Genomic DNA, 20,000 nt, shown 5'->3' on the forward strand with positions numbered 1-20,000 from the left:
AATAGTCAAAATATATACTGGTAATAATATCTTGATAATAAAAGACAATTAATAACAGCTAAGTATAATAAAAGAAATTTTTTAAACGACCGCAATGTATAGATCGCTAATTTAATTAGTACTTCGACTATTGATACTCGTTCTTTCAATATGATATAGTATTGTTGATAATTATGGTTGTTAAATTTTTAAAGAGGATTAATATTTTAGCTATAAATAGCACTTTGAATATATCGCGCTCATTTTTAACTAAATATTTTTAAAGAGCAAAAAGCTTTTAATTGTATTATAAGTAATTAGAAGAAAATAATGTCTTTATTTTTTACTTTATAAGCCATGTAAGTTTTAAATATAATCTTTTAAATTTTTGAATTTTATACGGTTAGAAGATGGGTGATTAGTGTTACATTAAGAACAGATAAGTAACTAAACTACAACAGCTAACTACGACGATAATTTGTCACCATAAATTAAATGTATAAAGGATTTTTGATTTCCAATTAAAATTAGTAAACATCTTTAAAAATACAACTTCATTTAAAAAAGGGTATTCAATAGAATTTGTTACTAAGAGTAGTTTATTGTTTTTATTTATAAATTAAACAGTTCCACTATGTTTTGTTAAAAAATATGTTAGATTTACTTAAAATTAAGAAAATTTAACAATATGAAAAAAAAGAGTTTAATTCTTTTACTGTTCTTATTTGGGTTGTTCACAAGTTACTCCCAAGATGGCACTATAAAAGGTAAAGTTTCAGACAATGCGGGTATTGGATTACCTGGAGCAAACATCGCAATTAAAGGAACTAAATCTGTTGTGTCTACAGATTTAGATGGCAATTTTCAAATTAGAGCTTCGAGAGGAAATATTTTAGTAATTTCTTATATTGGTTTTGCAAATCAAGAAGTAATTGTTAATGGCAATACACTTAATATCGTTCTAAAAGAAGGAGATGCTAATAAATTAGAAGAAGTCGTTATCACCGCATTTAATGTGCAAAGCAAATCTAAATCTTTAGGATTTGCTAATCAAACTATCAAAGCAGCAGACATTGAAAGACCAGGTCAGGTAAATGCTTTAGAAAGTCTGCAAGGAAGTATATCTGGTCTTACCGTAAATAAAACATCGGGAGCGGCTGGTGCTGGAGTTGATATTTTAATAAGAGGAGTATCTTCATTAAGCGCAGGAAGCAACAATCAACCATTAATAATTATTGACGGTAATCCAGTTAATAATTCCACTTTTACAGGTAATATTAACCCTTCAATTGGGTCTAATTCTGCTGGAAGTAGCGAGCAATTTGCTTTTTCAAATCGTTCCGTAGATATAAATCCAAATGATATTGAGTCGTATTCAGTATTAAAGGGTGCAGGAGCTACAGCATTGTATGGTATCTTAGCTGGTAATGGAGTGATTATCATCACCACCAAGAAAGGAAAAGAAGGTAAAACGAAAGTAAACGTATCTTCAAGCGTTTCATTCAGTGAAATAAATAAATATCCGGAATTACAATCGAAATGGCGAGAAGGAACAACCGCTGGAAATGCAGCATCTCCTTTTCCTAGAACTTTATTGCCAAGGGTATTAAGCAATAATGATGATAGTGTAAATGGCGGCGTTTCCTATTATCCAGGATTTACTAGTGGTTTTCAGTCTAATGGTCCATTGTATTCCTCTAGCGATGATCCTAGTATTGCTTATAGAAATTTTTATAAAGATTTTTTCAAGACAGGAGTCAACTATACCTTAAATGTAAGTGTAAGCGGAGGTAATGAAAAGATCAATTATTATCTTTCGGCATCAACTAGTAAAGATGAAGGAACAATTCCTAATACCAGCTACGACAGAAAAACTTTAAAATTTAATGGAGGTTATAAGCTATTAGATAATTTAAAATTGGGAACCTCAGTTACTTATGCAAATTCAGGGGGAACCAGAGCTAATACTGGTGATAAATCTATAATGAGTTCTATGTCTTATTGGTCTCCATCAATAGATATCAATAATTATTTGACAGTTGATGGTAAACAAAGAAACTGGACTAAAGGTACAATTGATAATCCTAGATATTTTGCTGAAATAAGTAATTTAAATGATCAGGTAGATCGCTGGATTGCTGGCGCCGATTTAAATTGGCAAGCCAAACCATGGCTAAATGTAGTTTACAGAGCAAGTATAGATAATTATTCAGAGCTAAGAAATAGATATGTACCTGATGATTTAGATGTAGGAACAGGAGTAAAAGGGTTTATTACAAATGAAACTATTAATTTTAAAGGTCTAAACTCAAATTTAGTATTGACAGCTACAAAAACTTTTGGCGATTTTAGCACTAATTTTTTAATAGGCCAGCAAATTTCAGATACAAGAAATAACTACGGTAATCAAAGAGGTGAAGGTTTATTAATCTCTGGATTTAATAATATTTCTAATACCACCAATAAATTTGTAACCAATACAGGAGAACAAATTCAAAGAAATATTGGTTATTTTGGCGAAGCTAAAGCTGATTATAAAGAAATAATTTATTTAGGAGCTACTGCAAGAAGAGACGAAGTTTCTACATTGCCAAAAGCAAATAGATCTTTTGATTATTTTTCTACCAATGCTGCTTTTGTCTTTAATGATCTAATTGATAAAGACAGAAACATATTATCTCTAGCAAAATTAAGGGCATCTTGGGCACAAGTTGGGAAAATTCCACCTTACGGAATAGGAAGATACAGTAGACCAGAGACACCATTTAATGGAGTTGGAGGAATTTCTATTGGTTCTATCGCTTCAAATCCAGATATCAGACCAGAGATAGTTACTACTTTCGAAATGGGAACAGATCTAAAATTATATAATAATAGAATTAGGTTAGAATACACTTATTTTGATAGAAAAAGTGATGATCAAATTATCGCAGTGCCAGTATCACAAATTTCAGGTTTAACAAGTATATGGAGTAATGCAGGTTCACTTAAAACGCAAGGTCACGAATTAACCATTGCTGCTGATATATTAAAAAGCAGTGATTTAAAATGGACTACAACTGCTAATTTTACAGCTTATGATACCGAGGTTACTTCATTACCATTTGAAAATGTTGTTTTTATGGATAGTTTTCAAGGAGTAATATCACAAGTAAAAGTCGGCGACGCTGCGGGTTCTTTATATGGATATACCTGGACACAAGTTGATGGACAAAGACTTATTGGATCAAACGGTTTACCAATTTTGAAAAAAACGGCTAAAGGTGATTTTGAATATTCAAAAGTAGCTAATGCTTTTCCGGATTGGGTGGCTACTTTAAACAATAATTTTAGCTATAAAAATTTCAATTTATCTTTCTTATTCGAGTATAAAGAGGGTGGAAGTGCATTTGACTCAGGACAAAGAAATGGACTGCGTAATGGTGTACTTAAAATAACTGAAGAGAGAAATATTCAAAGAGTATTAGAGGGTGTTAAATCTAACGGTTCTGGCGGTTATGTTACAAATGATATCCCTGCAATAATTGATGCTAACAGTTACTATCGTAATGAAAATTATAACAGAGCTTCTGAAATTTTAGTACAAGATGCTTCTTGGTTGAAGTTGAGAAATGTCTCTTTGTCCTATAATTTACCTTCAGAACTGCTTCGCAAATTAAACATTGCTACTGCTTCATTTACAGTAAGCGGAAGTAACTTCTTGCTATGGACCCCTTTTAGAGGTTTTGATCCTGAAGGAAGTCAATTTAGTTCAGGAAGTAATGTATATGGATTTACAGGTTTAAATGTTCCATTAACACAATCATACTCCTTAGGTGTTAATTTTGGATTTTAATTTATTAAAAATACAACTATGAAAAATATTTTAAAAATAGTAGCATTTTTTGTTACAACAAGCTTAGTAATTAGTTGCAGCGATAATTATTTTGATGTAAACACACCACCCGATGCTATTGATACTAATTCTACAGCATTAAAAGATGTGCTAAGTCCTGCAATTCAAAACACATTTGATGCACAATATTCTGCTTCTGTTAGTGTTGCGCAAGTCAGTCAACATATTTCATCAGCACTCTCTAATCAAGATATTGATAAGCACTATTTTAGTGGTTTAGATTCTTTCTGGTTTACCACTTATGTAAAAGCATTGGCAAATATCAAAGTGGTGGAAGATAAAGCGATTGCAACAAATTCGTCACATTATTTAGGAATCGCACAAATTCTAAAAGCGATAAACTTAGGTTTAGCAACTGATTTATATGGAGATATTCCTTATTCTGAAGCTTCTCAAGCTGGTTTAATTCCTTACCCAAAATATGATTCTCAAGAATCTATTTATGCTGCAATTGATGGATTATTTACAGATGCAATTGCTAAATTATCCGTACCCAATACATCAATTATTAATAAACCAGGTAAAGAAGATTTAGTTTACGGCGGAGATATTAGCAAATGGATTAAAGCTGCTTATTCCTTGAAAGCGAGATATCAACTGCATTTATCAAAAATAAATCCAAATGCTGCCGCTACTAACGCACTTGCAAGTTTAACTAAAGGATTCACTTCAAATGCAGATGATTTTCAATTAGTGTACAACACCATTAATACTAATCCTTGGTATGCTAATCAATTAGGATTAAATACTGGTAACATTTCATTCTTGATTTCTAATCAATTAATAAACGTAATGAATGGAAAATCATTTCCATTTGCTACAGTTACAATGGATCCAAGATTACTGGCTATTGTTGATATCAGAAAATATCCAAATCCAGCCTCACAAACTACAAATCCAGATCCGATGGTGGTTACTAATTATAATGGAATTGAAAATGGAACTGGCGCAAATATACCTGGACAACCTGGAGCTAATGCCAAGATAGGAATAGACTTCTTTTACTCGAAGACTAATTCACCGATAATTTTAATGTCATTTTCGGAAGCAAAATTTATAGAAGCCGAAGCTAATTTTATTTTAGCAGGCGGAAATGCAAGCAGTGTTGGAACTAATGCCGCTGCAAATACGGCTTATCTTGCGGGTATTACTGCAAATATCGATAAGTTAGCTGTTACAACTGCTGCAAAAACAGCTTATATTGCTGACGCATCCATTTCAAAAGGAGCTACAGCTTTAGAGCTAAAAGATATTATGAGACAAAAATTTATTGCTCTATATTTAAATCCTGAAACTTTTACAGATTACAGAAGATATAATTTTTCACCAAATGTATTTGTGGGTTTAAAACTACCTAAAAATACAGATCCAAATAATAATGGTCAATGGATCCGAAGATTTGTTTACCCTAATTCAGAAAAAAGTACCAATGCTAGTATTTATGATGCTAATTTCAAATCAATGATAACTCCAGTTTGGTGGGATAAATAATAGTATAATAACAATTAATTAAAGTCAGTTTTACAAACCATCATTTTAGTTAAAATAGAATAAATAAATACCCATTTCGACTAAAATCGGAATGGGTATTTTAATATAAAATTATCATATTTCCGCCTTTTCTACCATTGTAACTTAAAATTAAAAAATACTATCTTTACGACTTAATCGTTTTAAGAACTTAAGTTGTGCCCGTCACAACACTATATATAAAATTATGGCATGTACAAGTTGTTCAACTTCTGATGGTGGCGCACCTAAGGGTTGTAAAAATAATGGGACTTGCGGCACCGATAGCTGCAATAAACTGACTGTTTTCGACTGGCTTTCAAATATGAGTTTACCTAATGGAGACGCTCCTTTTGACTGTGTGGAAGTGCGTTTTAAAAATGGTAGAAAAGAATTTTATCGCAATACAGAGAAATTAACATTGAGTATGGGTGACATAGTAGCTACGGTTGCATCTCCAGGTCATGATATAGGCATTGTAACTTTGACAGGCGAATTAGTCAAAATCCAAATGAAGAAAAAAGGAGTCAATCATTTAAGCAATGAAGTTCCTAAAATCTATAGAAAAGCATCTCAAAAAGACATTGATATTTGGTCTGTTGCTCGTGATAAGGAAGAGCCTATGAAAGTAAGAGCACGCGAATTAGCAATTGCACAAAAACTAGAAATGAAAATTTCAGACATCGAATTTCAAGGCGATGGATCAAAAGCAACATTTTACTATACCGCTAATGATCGAATTGATTTCCGTGCTTTAATCAAAGATTTTGCTAAGGAATTCAGCACTAGAATTGAGATGAAGCAAGTAGGCTTTCGCCAAGAAGCCGCTCGTTTAGGAGGCATAGGATCTTGTGGAAGAGAATTATGTTGTTCTACTTGGTTAACTGATTTTAGAAGCGTAAATACTTCTGCAGCGCGATACCAACAATTATCATTAAATCCACAAAAACTAGCTGGTCAGTGTGGAAAATTAAAATGTTGTTTAAATTATGAGTTAGATACCTACATGGACGCATTGAAAGATTTTCCAGATTTTGAAACTAGATTAGTTACTGAAAAAGGAGATGCCATTTGTCAAAAACAAGATATTTTTAAAGGATTAATGTGGTTTGCTTACACAAATAATTTTGCAAATTGGCATGTGTTGAAAATCGATCAAGTCAAAGAAATTCTTGCCGAAAACAAATTAAAAAATAAAGTTTCTTCACTTGAAGATTTTGCAATAGAAATTGTTATTGAGGTAGAAAAAAACTTTAATAATGCAATGGGACAAGAGAGTCTTACGCGTTTCGACCAACCTAAAGCTAAAAAGAAACCCACTAAAAAGCGTAAGGTTATTGGAGAAAATACAATTGTACCTGCTAATAGTAAATCAGCAAATAACAATAAAATATCAAGTAATAATAAACCAGCAAATACTAATCGTCAAGCTCCAGCTGATAAAAAAACTGCTGAGCCTAGAAAACCAATAATTATTACTAAGAATGTGGATAAGAAATAACGTTTTGCTCTTTTTAGCAGTTATACTTTTTTCAGCTTGTGATAAAACAAGAGCTTTTGATGAGTATAAGTCCGTTGGAAATTCATGGAATAAAGATACTATTGTAACTTTTAATCTACCTCAATTAGACTCTACAAAACTTTATAATTTATTTGTAACATTAAGAGCTAACAACAATTATAAGTATAATAATTTGTTTTTAATTGTATCTCTGGAATTACCAAATGGCTTTACAAAAGTAGATACTTTAGAATATCAAATGGCTGATCCAGATGGTACATTATTGGGTGACGGTTTTTCAGACATCAAGGAAAGTAAACTTTTTTTTAAAGAAAATATAAGGTTTAGGTCGAAATATAAAGTTCATATTAAACAAGCTGTCAGAGAGAATGGTAAAATTTCAGGAGTAAAAGCATTGGATGGAATTACCGAAGTAGGTTTTAGAGTAGAAAAAAAAGATTAATATAGTACTATGGCTATCAAAAAAAACAACAAGCAACTGAAAGGTGCAGAAAAAAGCATTACCTACTATCAAACGAAGTTTTGGAAAATATTCTTCATTGGACTTGGAAGCATTGGATTATTTTTCTTATTTGCTTCTTGGGGTATTTTTGGCTCAATGCCTTCATTTGAAGATTTAGAAAATCCAGATTCTAATCTGGCTACAGAAGTTATTTCAGCCGATGGAGTAGTAATAGGCAAATACTTTCAAAAAAATAGATCACAATTGAAATATGCTGACTTACCTAATAATTTGGTTCAAGCATTAATAGCTACTGAAGATGCTCGATTTTATGAGCATTCTGGAATAGATGGAAGGGGAACATTACGAGCCATTTCTAGTTTAGGAACAAGTGGTGGTGCAAGTACTTTGACACAACAATTAGCCAAGCAATTATTTCATGGTGAAGGTTCTAAATTTTTGCCTTTTAGAATTGTACAAAAAATAAAAGAATGGATTATTGCCATTCGATTAGAAAGACAGTATACTAAAAACGAAATAATCGCAATGTATTGCAATGTTTATGATTTTGGAAACAATTCTGTTGGAGTGAGTTCAGCCGCAAAAACCTATTTTTCTAAAGAGCCAAAGGATTTAACTATTGAGGAATCAGCAATATTAGTAGGAATGTTTAAAAACTCAGGTTTATACAATCCTATAAGAAATCCTCAAGGTGTAAAAAATCGTCGTAATGTAGTGCTTTCGCAAATGGAGAAAGGCGATATTATTACTGAAGATGAAAAACTTAAATTTCAAGATCTACCTATAAAACTAAACTTTAAATTAGAAACTCATAAAGACGGCACGGCCACTTATTTTAGAGAATACCTTCGTGATTATATGAAAAAATGGGCCGAATCAAATAAAAAGCCAGATGGCTCAGATTATGATATTTACAAAGATGGTCTTAAAATATATACTACAATAGATTCTCGTATGCAGTTACATGCTGAAAAAGCAGTAGAAGCGCACATGGCAAATTTACAGGAAGAATTTTTTAAACAATCAAAAGACAATAAAAATGCTCCTTTTGTTAATATTTCGAAACTAGAAACTCAAAAAATTATTAATCAAGCCATGAAATCTTCTAATAGATGGGCGGTGATGAAATCAATGGACAAAAGTGAGGAAGAAATTATTAAATCATTTAGCGAAAAAACTAAGATGACCGTGTTCTCTTGGAAAGGTGAAAAAGATACTATTATGACACCTATAGACTCCATACGTTATTACAAACATTTTTTACGATCAGGATTAATGGCTATGGAGCCTCAAACAGGAAATGTAAAAGCATGGGTAGGCGGAATCAATTATAAATATTTTCAATATGATCACGTAGGTCAAGGAGCAAGACAAGTGGGATCTACATTTAAGCCTTTTGTTTATGCAACAGCTATTGAACAATTGAATATGTCTCCTTGCGATTCCATTATTGATGGACCTTTTATGATTAGAAAAGGCCGCCATAATGTTACAGAAGATTGGGAACCAAAAAATTCAGATAATAGATACCGCGGAATGGTAACTTTAAAAAGAGGTTTAGCTAATTCTATCAATACAGTGTCAGCAAAGCTCATGGACAAGGTAGGTCCTGAAGCAGTAGTTGATTTAGCACATAAATTAGGCGTCAAATCTGAAATTCCCTTACAGCCATCAATCGCTCTAGGAGCTGTGGAAATTACTGTTGAAGATATGGTAGCTGCTTACAGCACATTTGCGAATCAGGGTGTTTATATGAAACCACAGTTTATCTCCAAAATTGAAGATAAAAGCGGCGTAATTATTTACGAGCCTATTCCAGAATCACATGATGTGCTAAACAAAGATATTGCTTACGCAGTAATAAAATTATTAGAAGGAGTTACTGAAGGTGGTTCAGGAGATCGTTTAAGAACGACAGGCGGAGGAAATGGTGACAATCGCTGGACGGGTTATCCCTATCAATTCAAAAATCCAATTGCTGGTAAAACAGGAACAACACAAAATCAATCTGACGGATGGTTTATGGGAATGGTTCCTAATCTTGTTACAGGAGTTTGGGTAGGATGTGAGGATCGTTCAGCGCGATTTAAAAGTATAACCTATGGTCAAGGAGCCACCGCAGCTTTGCCGGTTTGGGGTTATTTTATGAAACTTTGCTATGAGGATCCTGCTTTAAAAGTTTCTAAATCACCTTTTGAAAGGCCTACAAATCTATCAATTAAAGTAGATTGCTATGTTCCAAAGAAAGTTGTAGATTCCCTAGATGTTGAGCAAGATACGGGAGAATTTGAACTGTAGAATTCCTTTCTTTAGGAGCTTAATCCCGCTATTCATTACAATCTTTTTACGGTCAACCCTTTCAGGATTTGACCCTAAAAAGGATTTCCTCCCGAAACTTCGGGACTATCGGGGCTAGGGCATTAGTTTTTATAACTCAAATAATGAAACACTTTATTTTTAGAAACAATTTCATCTTTTTAATATATAATTAGATTATTACAACTCATTTTATGATTAATAAAAAAGTAAATAACGTTCAAGAAGCACTGCACGGCGTTGAAAATGGAATGACAGTAATGTTAGGTGGTTTTGGATTATGTGGCATTCCAGAGAACAGTATCGCTGAACTGGTACAAAAGGAAACAACTAATTTAACTTGTATTTCAAATAATGCAGGTGTTGATGATTTTGGCCTTGGCTTGCTTTTGCAAAAGCGCCAAATCAAGAAGATGATATCCTCTTACGTAGGAGAAAATGCCGAATTTGAACGCCAAATGCTTTCTGGTGAACTTGATGTTGAATTAACACCACAAGGAACGTTAGCCGAAAAATGTCGCGCTGCCCAAGCAGGAATTCCAGCATTCTTTACTCCAGCTGGTTATGGAACAGAAGTCGCTGAAGGGAAGGAAACACGTGAATTCAATGGAAAAATGCATGTAATGGAATTAGCATATAAGGCTGATTTTGCTATTGTAAAAGCATGGAAAGGCGATGAAGCTGGAAACTTGATCTTTAAGGGAACGGCTAGAAACTTTAATGCTTGCATGGCAGGTGCTGCTAAAATCACAATTGCCGAAGTCGAAGAATTGTTACCTGTAGGTTCACTTGATCCTAATGAAATTCACATACCTGGAATTATGGTGCAACGCATTTTTCAAGGTGAAAAATTTGAAAAAAGAATTGAGCAACGTACAGTAAGAAAAAAGTAATCAGTCTTTAGTGATCAGTGCTCAGTAGCAAAAATTAAATAGTTAATTAAAATCTTAATGAACCTTAATTTCTTAATGGTTTAAAATATAAATTATGTTAACAAAAGAAAACATAGCAAAAAGAATTGCAAAGGAAATTAAAGACCGCTATTACGTAAACTTAGGAATAGGAATTCCAACACTTGTGGCTAATTATGTCCCTGACGGTATTAACGTTGAGTTTCAAAGTGAAAATGGAGTTCTGGGAATGGGACCTTTTCCATTTGAAGGCGAAGAAGAAGCTGATATTATTAATGCTGGCAAACAAACAATAACTACATTGCCAGGAGCAAGTTTTTTTGATTCTGGTTTTAGTTTTGGAATGATAAGAAGTCAAAAAGTAGATTTAACCATTCTTGGTGCTATGGAAGTCGCCGAAAATGGTGATATAGCCAACTGGAAAATACCTGGAAAAATGGTAAAAGGGATGGGTGGCGCAATGGATCTAGTTGCTTCTGCAGAAAATATTATTGTCGCAATGATGCACGTAAATAAAGCTGGTGAATCTAAAATTCTAAAACGGTGTACTTTACCATTGACTGGCGTAGGCTGCGTTAAAAAAGTAGTTACCGAACTTGCAGTTCTAGAAGTTACATCTAAAGGATTTAAACTTTTAGAGCGCGCGCCAGGAGTTTCTGTAGAACATATTATTGCCTCTACTGAAGCTGAATTAATTATTGAAGGAGAAATTCCAGAGATGGTTATTTAAAAAAAATGCTACAAATAAAAAAGAGTCGGAACTTCAATTATTGAAGTTCCGACTCTTTTTTATTGTTATTTTAAGACAAATCTTAATTTTTGAATCCAAATATTATGAAGAGTAAAAAGGCGATACTTATAAAACTCAAGGTAGAATTATCTTCTTTAATTCCCTCATCCATTGATTTGCTGCCTGCATAAAAAATCTATTTGCAAATATTACCAGCGAAATGTGCAATTAGATTAAGGAACAATCGCATAATCTATTTTTAAAAAAACCATGTCGCTACGAATATCGCTGTAATTACGCAAATCACATCAATAATAAGCATCGTTCCTAATGCATAACGCGTGTTTTTAATGTTTACTGAACCAAAGTAAACTGCAATTACATAAAAAGTGCTTTCGGCGCTACATTGAAAAATACTACTCAATCTTCCAGTTAGAGAATCGGCTCCAAAAGTATTCATAGAATCGATCAAAAATCCTCTTGATCCAGCTGAACTAAAGGGTCTTAATAAAGCAACAGGCAAAGCATCAATAATTTGCTTATTTACTCCAAGATTAGAAAAGAGAAAAGCCAAACCGTTACTTATAATATCAAACAAACCACTATTTCTAAACAACGAAATTGCAGCTAACATTCCTAACACATACGGAAAAATGGTAACTCCAGTTTTAACTCCGTTATTAGCTCCTACCACAAATGCATCAAAAACAGTAGTTTGGGCTTCGGCAAATAATTTCTCTTTTCGAAATGCGTAAATTAATGTAAAGCCAATAATTGCTAATAATATCAACCCCGAAAGATTAGAAGTAAAATAATTTTTTCCAATCAGATCCAATTGATTTACATACAGCAACAAGCCAATAATAGCTCCAATTAATGTTATTAGGCCAAGCACTAAAGAAGCACTTTTAAAATTGATTTTTTGTTTGATTCCCACAATAATAAAGGCGGCTATGGTACCAATAAACGAAGTAATTATACAGGGTAACATTACGTCAGCAGGATTACTAGACCCCGCGGCAGCGCGGTAACCAATAATAGATGTGGCAATTAAAGTTAAACCTGATGCATGCAAACACAAAAACATAATTTGCGCATCGCTGGCTCTATCTTTATCTGGATTGAGTTCCTGCAAACTCTCCATTGCTTTTAACCCAAAGGGAGTTGCAGCGGAATCTAAACCTAAAAAATTAGCCGCAAAATTAAGCGTCATGTACGAAATAGAAGGATGGTTTTTAGGGATGCTCGGAAATACTTTTACAAAAACAGGACTCAATACTTTGGCCAATTTACCAGAAACTCCCGAAATAATTAGCAGTTCCATCAGCCCACAAAAGAAAGCCAAATAGGCAATAAGCGGAATAATAATATCAACTAAACTGCTTTTGCACGTTGCTAACAAACCATCTGATTTTTGAACGCCACTATAAATTTTGACGGTTTTATTTTTAAAAACATAAGTCGTATCGGCATTGTTTGTATCAAGATCTACAATCATAGTTTGATCTGGCGCTTTTATGATACTGTCCTTAATAATAGCAGGAAGTTGTTCCACAAATTTTTCAGAAACTAGAATTGGATCATCTTTTTTTCCGTTTAAAATATGGTCAATCGTGTAACTATCTCCCGAAAACAAACTAAAAACTACAAATACAATTGAAGAAATAAAAATGACCAACCAAAATCTACTTAACACCATAATTCATAATTTTTTGTAAATGTAATAAATCAATTGAAATGACAATCACAAAATTCAATTCTGATCTAAAACATCATCATCATTGATAAAAATCACAATACTAATCAATTGATGCTTTAAATAATTATTCTTAAACATGAATAATCTCGGACTCAATCAACAGTTCCTCACGTCGCAATCGCAAGAAAATTTGTGCTACGGCAATTGTATCTTTTTCGCAGTACGTCACAATGCGATCAATGTCCTTTTCAACATAGAAAACGTGACCAACTTGACTTCCATCAATATCTCCTTTTGAAGAAGGGATTCCCAATATTTTAGTTAGTAGTTTGAGCGAAGTGTAATGTTTATAGTCTCCAAATTTCCATAACTCTAATGTGTCAAGATGCGGAATTTCCCATGGTTTTTTTCCGAAAAGATTCAGCTTGCTTGGAATGGCAATTTGGTTAATTATCATCCGTCTCGCAAGAAATGGAATGTCAAATTCCTTAGCGTTATGACCGCATAATAAATGTTGTGGTTGACTATAGTGTGTATTAAGAAGATTATTAAAATCAAGTAATATTTTTTTCTCCTCTCCAAAAAAAGAAGTCACTCTAAAATTCCTGATATCACCTTTAATAATAAAATAGCCTACAGAAATACAGACAATTTTACCAAACTCAGCCCAAATTCCAGCACGATCATAAAAATCTTCCGCTGTGTTTTCTACTTTACGTTGATATTGTGTTTTGTTTTCCCAAAGCTCTTGCATTTCAGTATCTAAAGTATTGAAATCCTCCATTTCTGGGACAGTTTCGATATCCAGAAATAGAATATTGTTGAGGTTTATTTTTTCAATCATTGCTATGTATTTGATTACAAATTACACAATTTTCGGAAACTAAAATGAGTTGATTAACTATTTTTCAAAATCTAATCATATTATTCTATTTTTCTTCAAATAGTAGTTGTTGATTTGAAGGATTTTCATGTTCTAAAAGCCATTTCTTTCTCCATAAACCACCAGCATATCCAGTAAGTGAACCATCAGATCCAATAACTCGATGACAAGGAACTACAATCCACAACGGATTTTTACCATTGGCGGAAGCTACAGCGCGAACTGCTTTTATATCACCTAAGATTTTTGATTGTTCTAAGTAGGTTCTTGTTTTTCCAAAAGGAATTTCTAATAATGATCTCCAAACTTTTTGTTGAAACTCAGTTCCTTTAGGATTTAACTTAAAATCAAAATTTAATCTTTCTCCATTAAAATATTCAATTAGCTGCTGACCGGCCTCTTGTAATTCTGCTGGAATTATTGGGGAAATAGTACCCTCATTAAATAAAGAAATAGCAGAAATTCCATTTTCATCTCCTGTAATTTTAGCAATTCCTAAAGGTGTTTTTATATAAGCCGTTTCCATACCATCAAAATTATTTAATTACCTCTCTAAAATTAGTTCAATAATTTAAAAGTAATAAGTTAATCGTCATTGTCTAGTTCAAATATTTCATGCACTGATTTACCAAATAGTCTAGCGATTTTTAAAGCTAACACTGTCGATGGTACATATTTCTTGGCTTCAATTGCATTAATTGTTTGTCTACTGACTCCTATTTTTTCAGCTAATTGTGCTTGTGTAATGTTGGCGATAGCACGCTGCACTTTTACATTATTCGTCATAATTATTCAATTTACTGTTTTTGTAAAGTGTCCAATGAAATCGGATAATAAAGAATAGCAATAGTGTAAACATATTATACTCCATAACTTGAAGGAAAGACAAGCCGTAAATAAAAATCACGCAAATTAACAAAATTACATAATTGACATAGGTTGCCCAAACTAAGCTTTCCAGACGAATTTTAGAAACCATTTCGTCTTCTATCTTTTCTTTCGAAAAAGCGAAAATAAGACCACAAATAATAAACACAGTCATAATTATCTCATCAATGATATTGTTTTCAGTTAAACCAAAGTAAGCAGTGTGGATGCCGGCTTTATCATAAATTAAAGCAAAGGTCTTAACTGATAACTGAATTACATCATAATCTCTATTGGCAATAGAAATAATTAGCAACGCTAAAAGAGAAAATACTAGTATAATACCGCTTCCTTTTTTAAAGGAGTAAGGAAATAAATAATTTGTTTTCATTTTGATTCATTTATAATTTTTCTCAAATGTAAAACAAAATAATCAAAAAGTAAAGCAAACTTTACTTTTTCTCTTATAAAAAAATCTATAGAAAAATTAAAAATCTATAGATTTATTTAAATGTGAATACTAAACAAAGTTTATTTACTGTATTGTTGAATACACATAAGCCTCTAATCCTTTTAGCTCTTCATCAGACATTGCTTTTGTAATTACAAAATTAGCTTTCATAACTTCGTACTGACTTGGATCAACAATAGGCACACCTTCGCCTTTTAAGAAAGTTACCATATCAGCTCCTTTATCCTTATAAATTTTTGCAATTTCTTGTATACTTGGACCTATTGCTTTTTTATCTACTTGATGACAAGCTACACAGTTTCCTTTTCCTTTAAATATTTCTTCACCAAGTTCTACTGGAGTTTGCGCAACTACTTCTGTATTTGTTGGATACAGAGGTTCTGCCACTTTTGTATCTTCTTTTTTGCACGACGCTAATGCTAAAACGGCAAATATAAATAATGTCTTTTTCATAATATTAATATTTAGTTAAAGCATAAATTTACGAAAAATTTACCAACCAATAAATTTTAAAAGTGAAATCACTTTAAATTTTTCTTTTATGCTTTTAATAATTCTCTCTAATTGTCAAGTTTTATTTACTTGCATTTTATTTTAATTTTATAAATATTAAGGTAGAATTATTTTATATGTACAAGAACTTGTAGTGTAATTTGTATATTTGATCAAGCCATAAGCAATAATTTTATTCAACAAAAATTATTATTTGAGGTTATTTAAAAATATAGCGGCTTCTTTAGCAAAATAAGTGGATATTAAATTTGCTCCTGCTCTTTTAATACACATCAATTGCTCCATCATCACTTTATCATTATCAACCCAGCCTCTTTCAACCGCTGCTTTTATCATAGCATATTCACCAGAGACGTGAAAAACAACTATAGGAACATTAACCACATTTTTGATTTCTCTAACAATATCAAGATAAGCTATTCCAGGTTTTATTAATACCATATCTGCACCCTCTTCTACATCCCACAAAGCCTCTTTTATAGCTTCGATACGATTAGCATAGTCCATTTGATACGTTTTCTTATCTTTTGGCACTTCAATGTCCGCTTCTTTAGGAGCACTGTCCAAAGCATCACGAAACGGCCCGTAAAATGCAGAAGCATATTTAGCGGAGTAACTCATTATCCCCACATTTTGAAATCCTGCAGCATCAAGTCCTTGACGCAGGCGTAATACACGTCCGTCCATCATATCACTAGGAGCAACAAAATCAGCACCAGCTTCTGCATGAGAAACAGCCATTTTTACTAATGCCTCATTTGTGGAATCATTTTCTACCGCTCCATTAGTAATAATTCCGTCATGTCCATATATAGAATAGGGATCTAGAGCCACATCTGGCATTACAATCATTTCAGGGCAAGCTGCTTTGATTTCTCTAATTGCATTTTGCATTAATCCGTTTGGATTCCACGCTTCTTTCCCGGTATTGTCTTTTAAAGTTTCATCAACTTTTACGTAAATGTTTACGGCGCGTATACCCACTGCAAATAATTCTTTGACTTCTTCAACAGTTAAATCTACTGAACGCCGAAAAATTCCAGGCATCGACGCAATTTCTACTTTATAATTTTCGCCTTCTGCAATAAACATTGGAAACATAAAATCGCTTGGACTTAAAGTCGTTTCACGAACTAAATTTCTTATTGATTCGTTCAATCTTAATCTTCTACCTCGGTGTAATGGGAACATAATTATTTATGATTTTAGATTAACAATTGCTGATTTATGATGTAAAATAAATTAATGAGAGCAGAAAATCTGAAATCAAAAATCCTTAATCATCAATCTACAATCCAATCTTTTGGGTTTTCTAACACGTGTATTAATTTTTCTTCTTCGCTTCCTGCTTCTGGATGATGATCATAAACCCATTGAACATGTGGTGGCAAACTCATTAAGATACTTTCTATTCTACCATTGGTTTTTAAACCAAACAAAGTGCCTTTATCATGAACTAAATTGAACTCTACATAACGACCACGACGAATTTCTTGCCAAGTTTTTTGAGCTGCGGAATAGGATAAGTTTTTCCTCTTTTCAACAATTGGAATATAAGCTTCAAGGAAACTATTACCAACCTCTGAAACAAAGTTGAACCAATCTTCCATTTTCATTTGCTCCGTTTCTTTACAATAATCAAAAAACAATCCGCCAATTCCTCTGGCTTCATGACGATGTGCATTCCAGAAATACGCGTCACATTGCTTTTTATACCTTGGATAAAACTCAGGATTATGTTTATCACAAGCGGTTTTACAAGTCTGATGAAAATGTGTAGCATCTTCTTCAAATAAATAATACGGAGTTAAGTCCTGTCCGCCACCAAACCAACTATTGATTACCTCTCCTTTTTCATCATACATTTCGAAATAGCGCCAGTTCGCATGAACCGTTGGCACCATTGGATTTTTTGGATGAATAACTAAACTCAATCCACAAGCAAAAAAATCAGCTTCGCCTACAGTAAACATTTTCTGCATAGCTTCTGGTAACTTTCCATGAACCGCTGAGATATTTACACCACCTTTTTCAAATACTCCCAATCCTTCAGGACTGTTTTCAATAACTCGCGTTCTTCCGCCACCGCCTTCTGGACGCTCCCAAATATCCTCACGAAATTTAGCTTCGCCATCAACTGCTTCTAATCCTGCAACGATTTGATCCTGCAAGTTTTGTATGTAAGTGTAAAATTTATTTTTCATTTTTCAATTCATATAATTCCATGTCTAATGGAGTTTCATTTATTGGAGTGAATTCATTTTTTAATATTTTATTCCAAATAAAACCATTATTTAAAGCCACTTTTACACTTCCAATATTCGTTTTATGAGCAATAATTTGAAGCTTTTTTAATTTCAATTCTTCAAAAGCAAAATAAGATAACGCTTCAACGGCTTTGGTAGTTAATCCTTTTCCTTCGTGCTTGTTTGTGATACAGTAGGCTAATTCTCCAACTCTAGCTGTCCAATCTATCTTTTTAATGATAATCAAACCTACGATTATTTGAGAATCAATGGCTCTAATTGCAAAAGTAAAGTTTGTTCTCTCTTGAATTTCGCTATTTTTTACTTCAATATATTCTTTTGATTTTTCTAGCGTTTCATTATTTGAGAGCGTTACTGGAAAGAAAACTTTGAATCTTTCCTTATTCTCCATCATAAATTGATGCAACTGTTGAGCATCTTCTTTCCTTAATTTATCTAAAATAAAATTTTCTGTAACAATCATTGCTTTAAATTGGCTTTCGCCAAAGCTATTTTAGTAGCGATTTCGCACGAAAAAATCTTACTTTCTTTTTGGATATATTTGTAAATCGCAATTGCTTTTTTTACTAAATCAAATGGATTTCCTTTTGATAAAGAAATTAAAAAATCAGCAAATTGTTCTTGCTGACTCCAATCAAGTTTTAACCGCTGTACTAATTCAAGTAATTCATTATGACTACTTGTAATCAAGACTTCTGTTGTCAATCCGAGATTAGTTAAATGATTGTCGATAACACTTGTATCTTCAATATTCCAAAACTTTGGAACAAAAACAAAAGAAAGCAAAGTCGTTAGCACATTGTCTATTCGTTCGCTTTCTTTATCTTTTAATCCTTTGTTTAACATTTAAACTATATATTGTATTCTTTAACCGCATCTATAAACGCTTTAGCATGATCCACAGGAATATTTGGTAAAATTCCATGACCTAGGTTTACGATGTATTTATCTTTCCCAAATTCATTAATCATTTCGTGTACCATTTTCTTAATAACTGGAATTGGCGATAGTAATCGTGATGGATCAAAATTTCCTTGTAAAGTAATTTTCCCTCCTGATAGATATCTTGCATTTCTCGGAGAACAAGTCCAATCTACTCCAAGTGCGGATGCTCTACTTTTCCCCATTTCGCCTAAAGCGAACCAACAACCTTTTCCAAAAACAATAACTGGTGCGTCATCAGCTAAAGCTTCAACGATTTGGTTAATGTATTTCCAAGAAAATTCTTGGTAGTCAACAGGAGATAACATTCCGCCCCAAGAATCAAAAACTTGAACGGCATTTACTCCTGCTTTTACTTTTTCTTTTAAATATAAAATAGTAGTATCAGTAATCTTTTGCAGTAAAACGTGGGCAGTTTCTGGATATTGGAAACAAAATCCTTTAGCCTTATCAAAACTTTTAGAACCTTGACCTTCTACGGCATAACACATAATGGTCCAAGGCGAGCCAGCAAATCCTATTAATGGCACCTCATCATTTAGCATTTCTTTAGTCAATTTGATGGCATCCATCACATAACCTAAAGTTTCATCAATATTAGGAACAATCACGCGTTCTACATCTTGAATAGTTCGAATTGGGTGGGGAACAAAAGGGCCAAAATTCTCTTTCATAACCACTTCAAGTCCCATTGCTTGCGGCACAACCAAAATATCAGAAAATAAAATTGCGGCATCGGGAGCAATTCTACGTATTGGTTGTACTGTAATTTCTGCAGCTATTTCTGGAGTTCTACAACGCGTAAAAAAATCATATTTATCGCGTAATGCAATAAATTCAGGTAAATATCTTCCCGCTTGACGCATCATCCACACCGGCGGACGTTGCACTGTTTCTCCTTTTAATGCTCTTAAAAATAGATCATTTTTAATTCCTGAAGTGGGAATATGCATATCTTTATCGTTCATTTTACTATTTTTTTAAATTATTTTATATTTCCCTAAATTTCCCACTGTGGTGAATTAGAAGATT

18 protein-coding genes are annotated in these 20,000 nt (G+C 32.9%); 7 read left to right on the forward strand and 11 right to left on the reverse strand.

The features are described 5' to 3' along the window. The first annotated feature begins 667 nt into the window (after positions 1-667). The 7 genes from RCH18_RS04850 (at position 668) to RCH18_RS04880 (ending at position 11,325) form a co-directional block, all read left to right on the forward strand. Positions 668-3,814 (forward strand): SusC/RagA family TonB-linked outer membrane protein, encoded by a 3,147-nt coding sequence (locus RCH18_RS04850; protein ID WP_326935623.1) that lies wholly within the window; start codon positions 668-670, stop codon positions 3,812-3,814. Positions 3,815-3,832: 18 nt separating this feature from the next. Then, the gene (locus tag RCH18_RS04855) at positions 3,833-5,365 is read left to right on the forward strand and encodes a SusD/RagB family nutrient-binding outer membrane lipoprotein (RefSeq protein WP_326935624.1); all 1,533 of its coding nucleotides are present in this window, start codon (positions 3,833-3,835) and stop codon (positions 5,363-5,365) included. A gap of 226 nt (positions 5,366-5,591) precedes the next feature. After that, complete coding sequence (locus tag RCH18_RS04860) at positions 5,592-6,884, forward strand: PSP1 domain-containing protein (RefSeq protein ID WP_326935625.1); 1,293 nt, start codon at positions 5,592-5,594, stop codon at positions 6,882-6,884. Then, entirely contained in the window at positions 6,868-7,347 is a 480-nt protein-coding gene (locus tag RCH18_RS04865) for a gliding motility lipoprotein GldH (RefSeq protein WP_326935626.1), read from the forward strand. The genes RCH18_RS04860 and RCH18_RS04865 overlap by 17 nt, the downstream gene beginning before the upstream one ends. A 9-nt stretch (positions 7,348-7,356) precedes the next feature. After that, positions 7,357-9,666 carry a penicillin-binding protein 1A gene (locus tag RCH18_RS04870; RefSeq protein ID WP_326935627.1) on the forward strand — a complete coding sequence of 770 codons (2,310 nt, stop codon included), beginning with the start codon at positions 7,357-7,359 and terminating at the stop codon, positions 9,664-9,666. A gap of 212 nt (positions 9,667-9,878) precedes the next feature. Beyond that, complete coding sequence (locus RCH18_RS04875) at positions 9,879-10,577, forward strand: CoA transferase subunit A (RefSeq protein ID WP_326935628.1); 699 nt, start codon at positions 9,879-9,881, stop codon at positions 10,575-10,577. A gap of 94 nt (positions 10,578-10,671) precedes the next feature. Then, positions 10,672-11,325, forward strand: coding sequence for a CoA transferase subunit B (locus RCH18_RS04880; RefSeq protein WP_326935629.1), 654 nt, complete (start codon positions 10,672-10,674; stop codon positions 11,323-11,325). 259 nt (positions 11,326-11,584) lie between these two features. Here RCH18_RS04880 and RCH18_RS04885 read toward each other — a convergent pair whose 3' ends face one another. From RCH18_RS04885 to hemE, 11 genes are all read right to left on the reverse strand, one after another. Beyond that, positions 11,585-13,024 carry a nucleoside recognition domain-containing protein gene (locus RCH18_RS04885; RefSeq protein ID WP_326935630.1) on the reverse strand — a complete coding sequence of 480 codons (1,440 nt, stop codon included), beginning with the start codon at positions 13,022-13,024 and terminating at the stop codon, positions 11,585-11,587. Between the two features lie 130 nt (positions 13,025-13,154). After that, positions 13,155-13,868 carry a 3'-5' exonuclease gene (locus RCH18_RS04890; RefSeq protein ID WP_326935631.1) on the reverse strand — a complete coding sequence of 238 codons (714 nt, stop codon included), beginning with the start codon at positions 13,866-13,868 and terminating at the stop codon, positions 13,155-13,157. An 85-nt stretch (positions 13,869-13,953) separates the two neighbouring features. Further along, positions 13,954-14,433, reverse strand: coding sequence for a methylated-DNA--[protein]-cysteine S-methyltransferase (locus tag RCH18_RS04895; protein ID WP_326935632.1), 480 nt, complete (start codon positions 14,431-14,433; stop codon positions 13,954-13,956). Positions 14,434-14,492: 59 nt separating this feature from the next. Next, positions 14,493-14,693 (reverse strand): helix-turn-helix transcriptional regulator, encoded by a 201-nt coding sequence (locus RCH18_RS04900; RefSeq protein ID WP_326935633.1) that lies wholly within the window; start codon positions 14,691-14,693, stop codon positions 14,493-14,495. Then, positions 14,683-15,165, reverse strand: coding sequence for a hypothetical protein (locus RCH18_RS04905; RefSeq protein ID WP_326935634.1), 483 nt, complete (start codon positions 15,163-15,165; stop codon positions 14,683-14,685). The genes RCH18_RS04900 and RCH18_RS04905 overlap by 11 nt, the downstream gene beginning before the upstream one ends. A 144-nt stretch (positions 15,166-15,309) precedes the next feature. Further along, positions 15,310-15,699, reverse strand: a complete 390-nt coding sequence (locus tag RCH18_RS04910; RefSeq protein WP_326935635.1) for a c-type cytochrome — start codon at positions 15,697-15,699, stop codon at positions 15,310-15,312. 249 nt (positions 15,700-15,948) lie between these two features. Next, a complete protein-coding gene (gene hemB / locus RCH18_RS04915; RefSeq protein WP_326935636.1) occupies positions 15,949-16,950 on the reverse strand; it encodes a porphobilinogen synthase in 1,002 nt (333 codons plus the stop codon). 92 nt (positions 16,951-17,042) lie between these two features. Beyond that, positions 17,043-17,963: an oxygen-dependent coproporphyrinogen oxidase gene (gene hemF, locus RCH18_RS04920; protein WP_326935637.1), complete on the reverse strand. Its 921-nt coding sequence runs from the start codon at positions 17,961-17,963 to the stop codon at positions 17,043-17,045. After that, positions 17,953-18,489 (reverse strand): GNAT family N-acetyltransferase, encoded by a 537-nt coding sequence (locus RCH18_RS04925; protein ID WP_326935638.1) that lies wholly within the window; start codon positions 18,487-18,489, stop codon positions 17,953-17,955. Before RCH18_RS04925 ends, hemF begins: the two co-directional genes overlap by 11 nt. Continuing rightward, positions 18,486-18,872 (reverse strand): hypothetical protein, encoded by a 387-nt coding sequence (locus RCH18_RS04930; RefSeq protein ID WP_326935639.1) that lies wholly within the window; start codon positions 18,870-18,872, stop codon positions 18,486-18,488. The genes RCH18_RS04925 and RCH18_RS04930 overlap by 4 nt, the downstream gene beginning before the upstream one ends. Before the next feature lie 5 nt (positions 18,873-18,877). Then, on the reverse strand, positions 18,878-19,936 hold the full coding sequence (gene hemE, locus RCH18_RS04935) for a uroporphyrinogen decarboxylase (protein ID WP_326935640.1): 1,059 nt from the start codon (positions 19,934-19,936) through the stop codon (positions 18,878-18,880). Between the last annotated feature and the right edge of the window lie 64 nt (positions 19,937-20,000).

This window comes from Flavobacterium sp. PL11, assembly GCF_035985025.1.
GTDB lineage: Bacteria > Bacteroidota > Bacteroidia > Flavobacteriales > Flavobacteriaceae > Flavobacterium.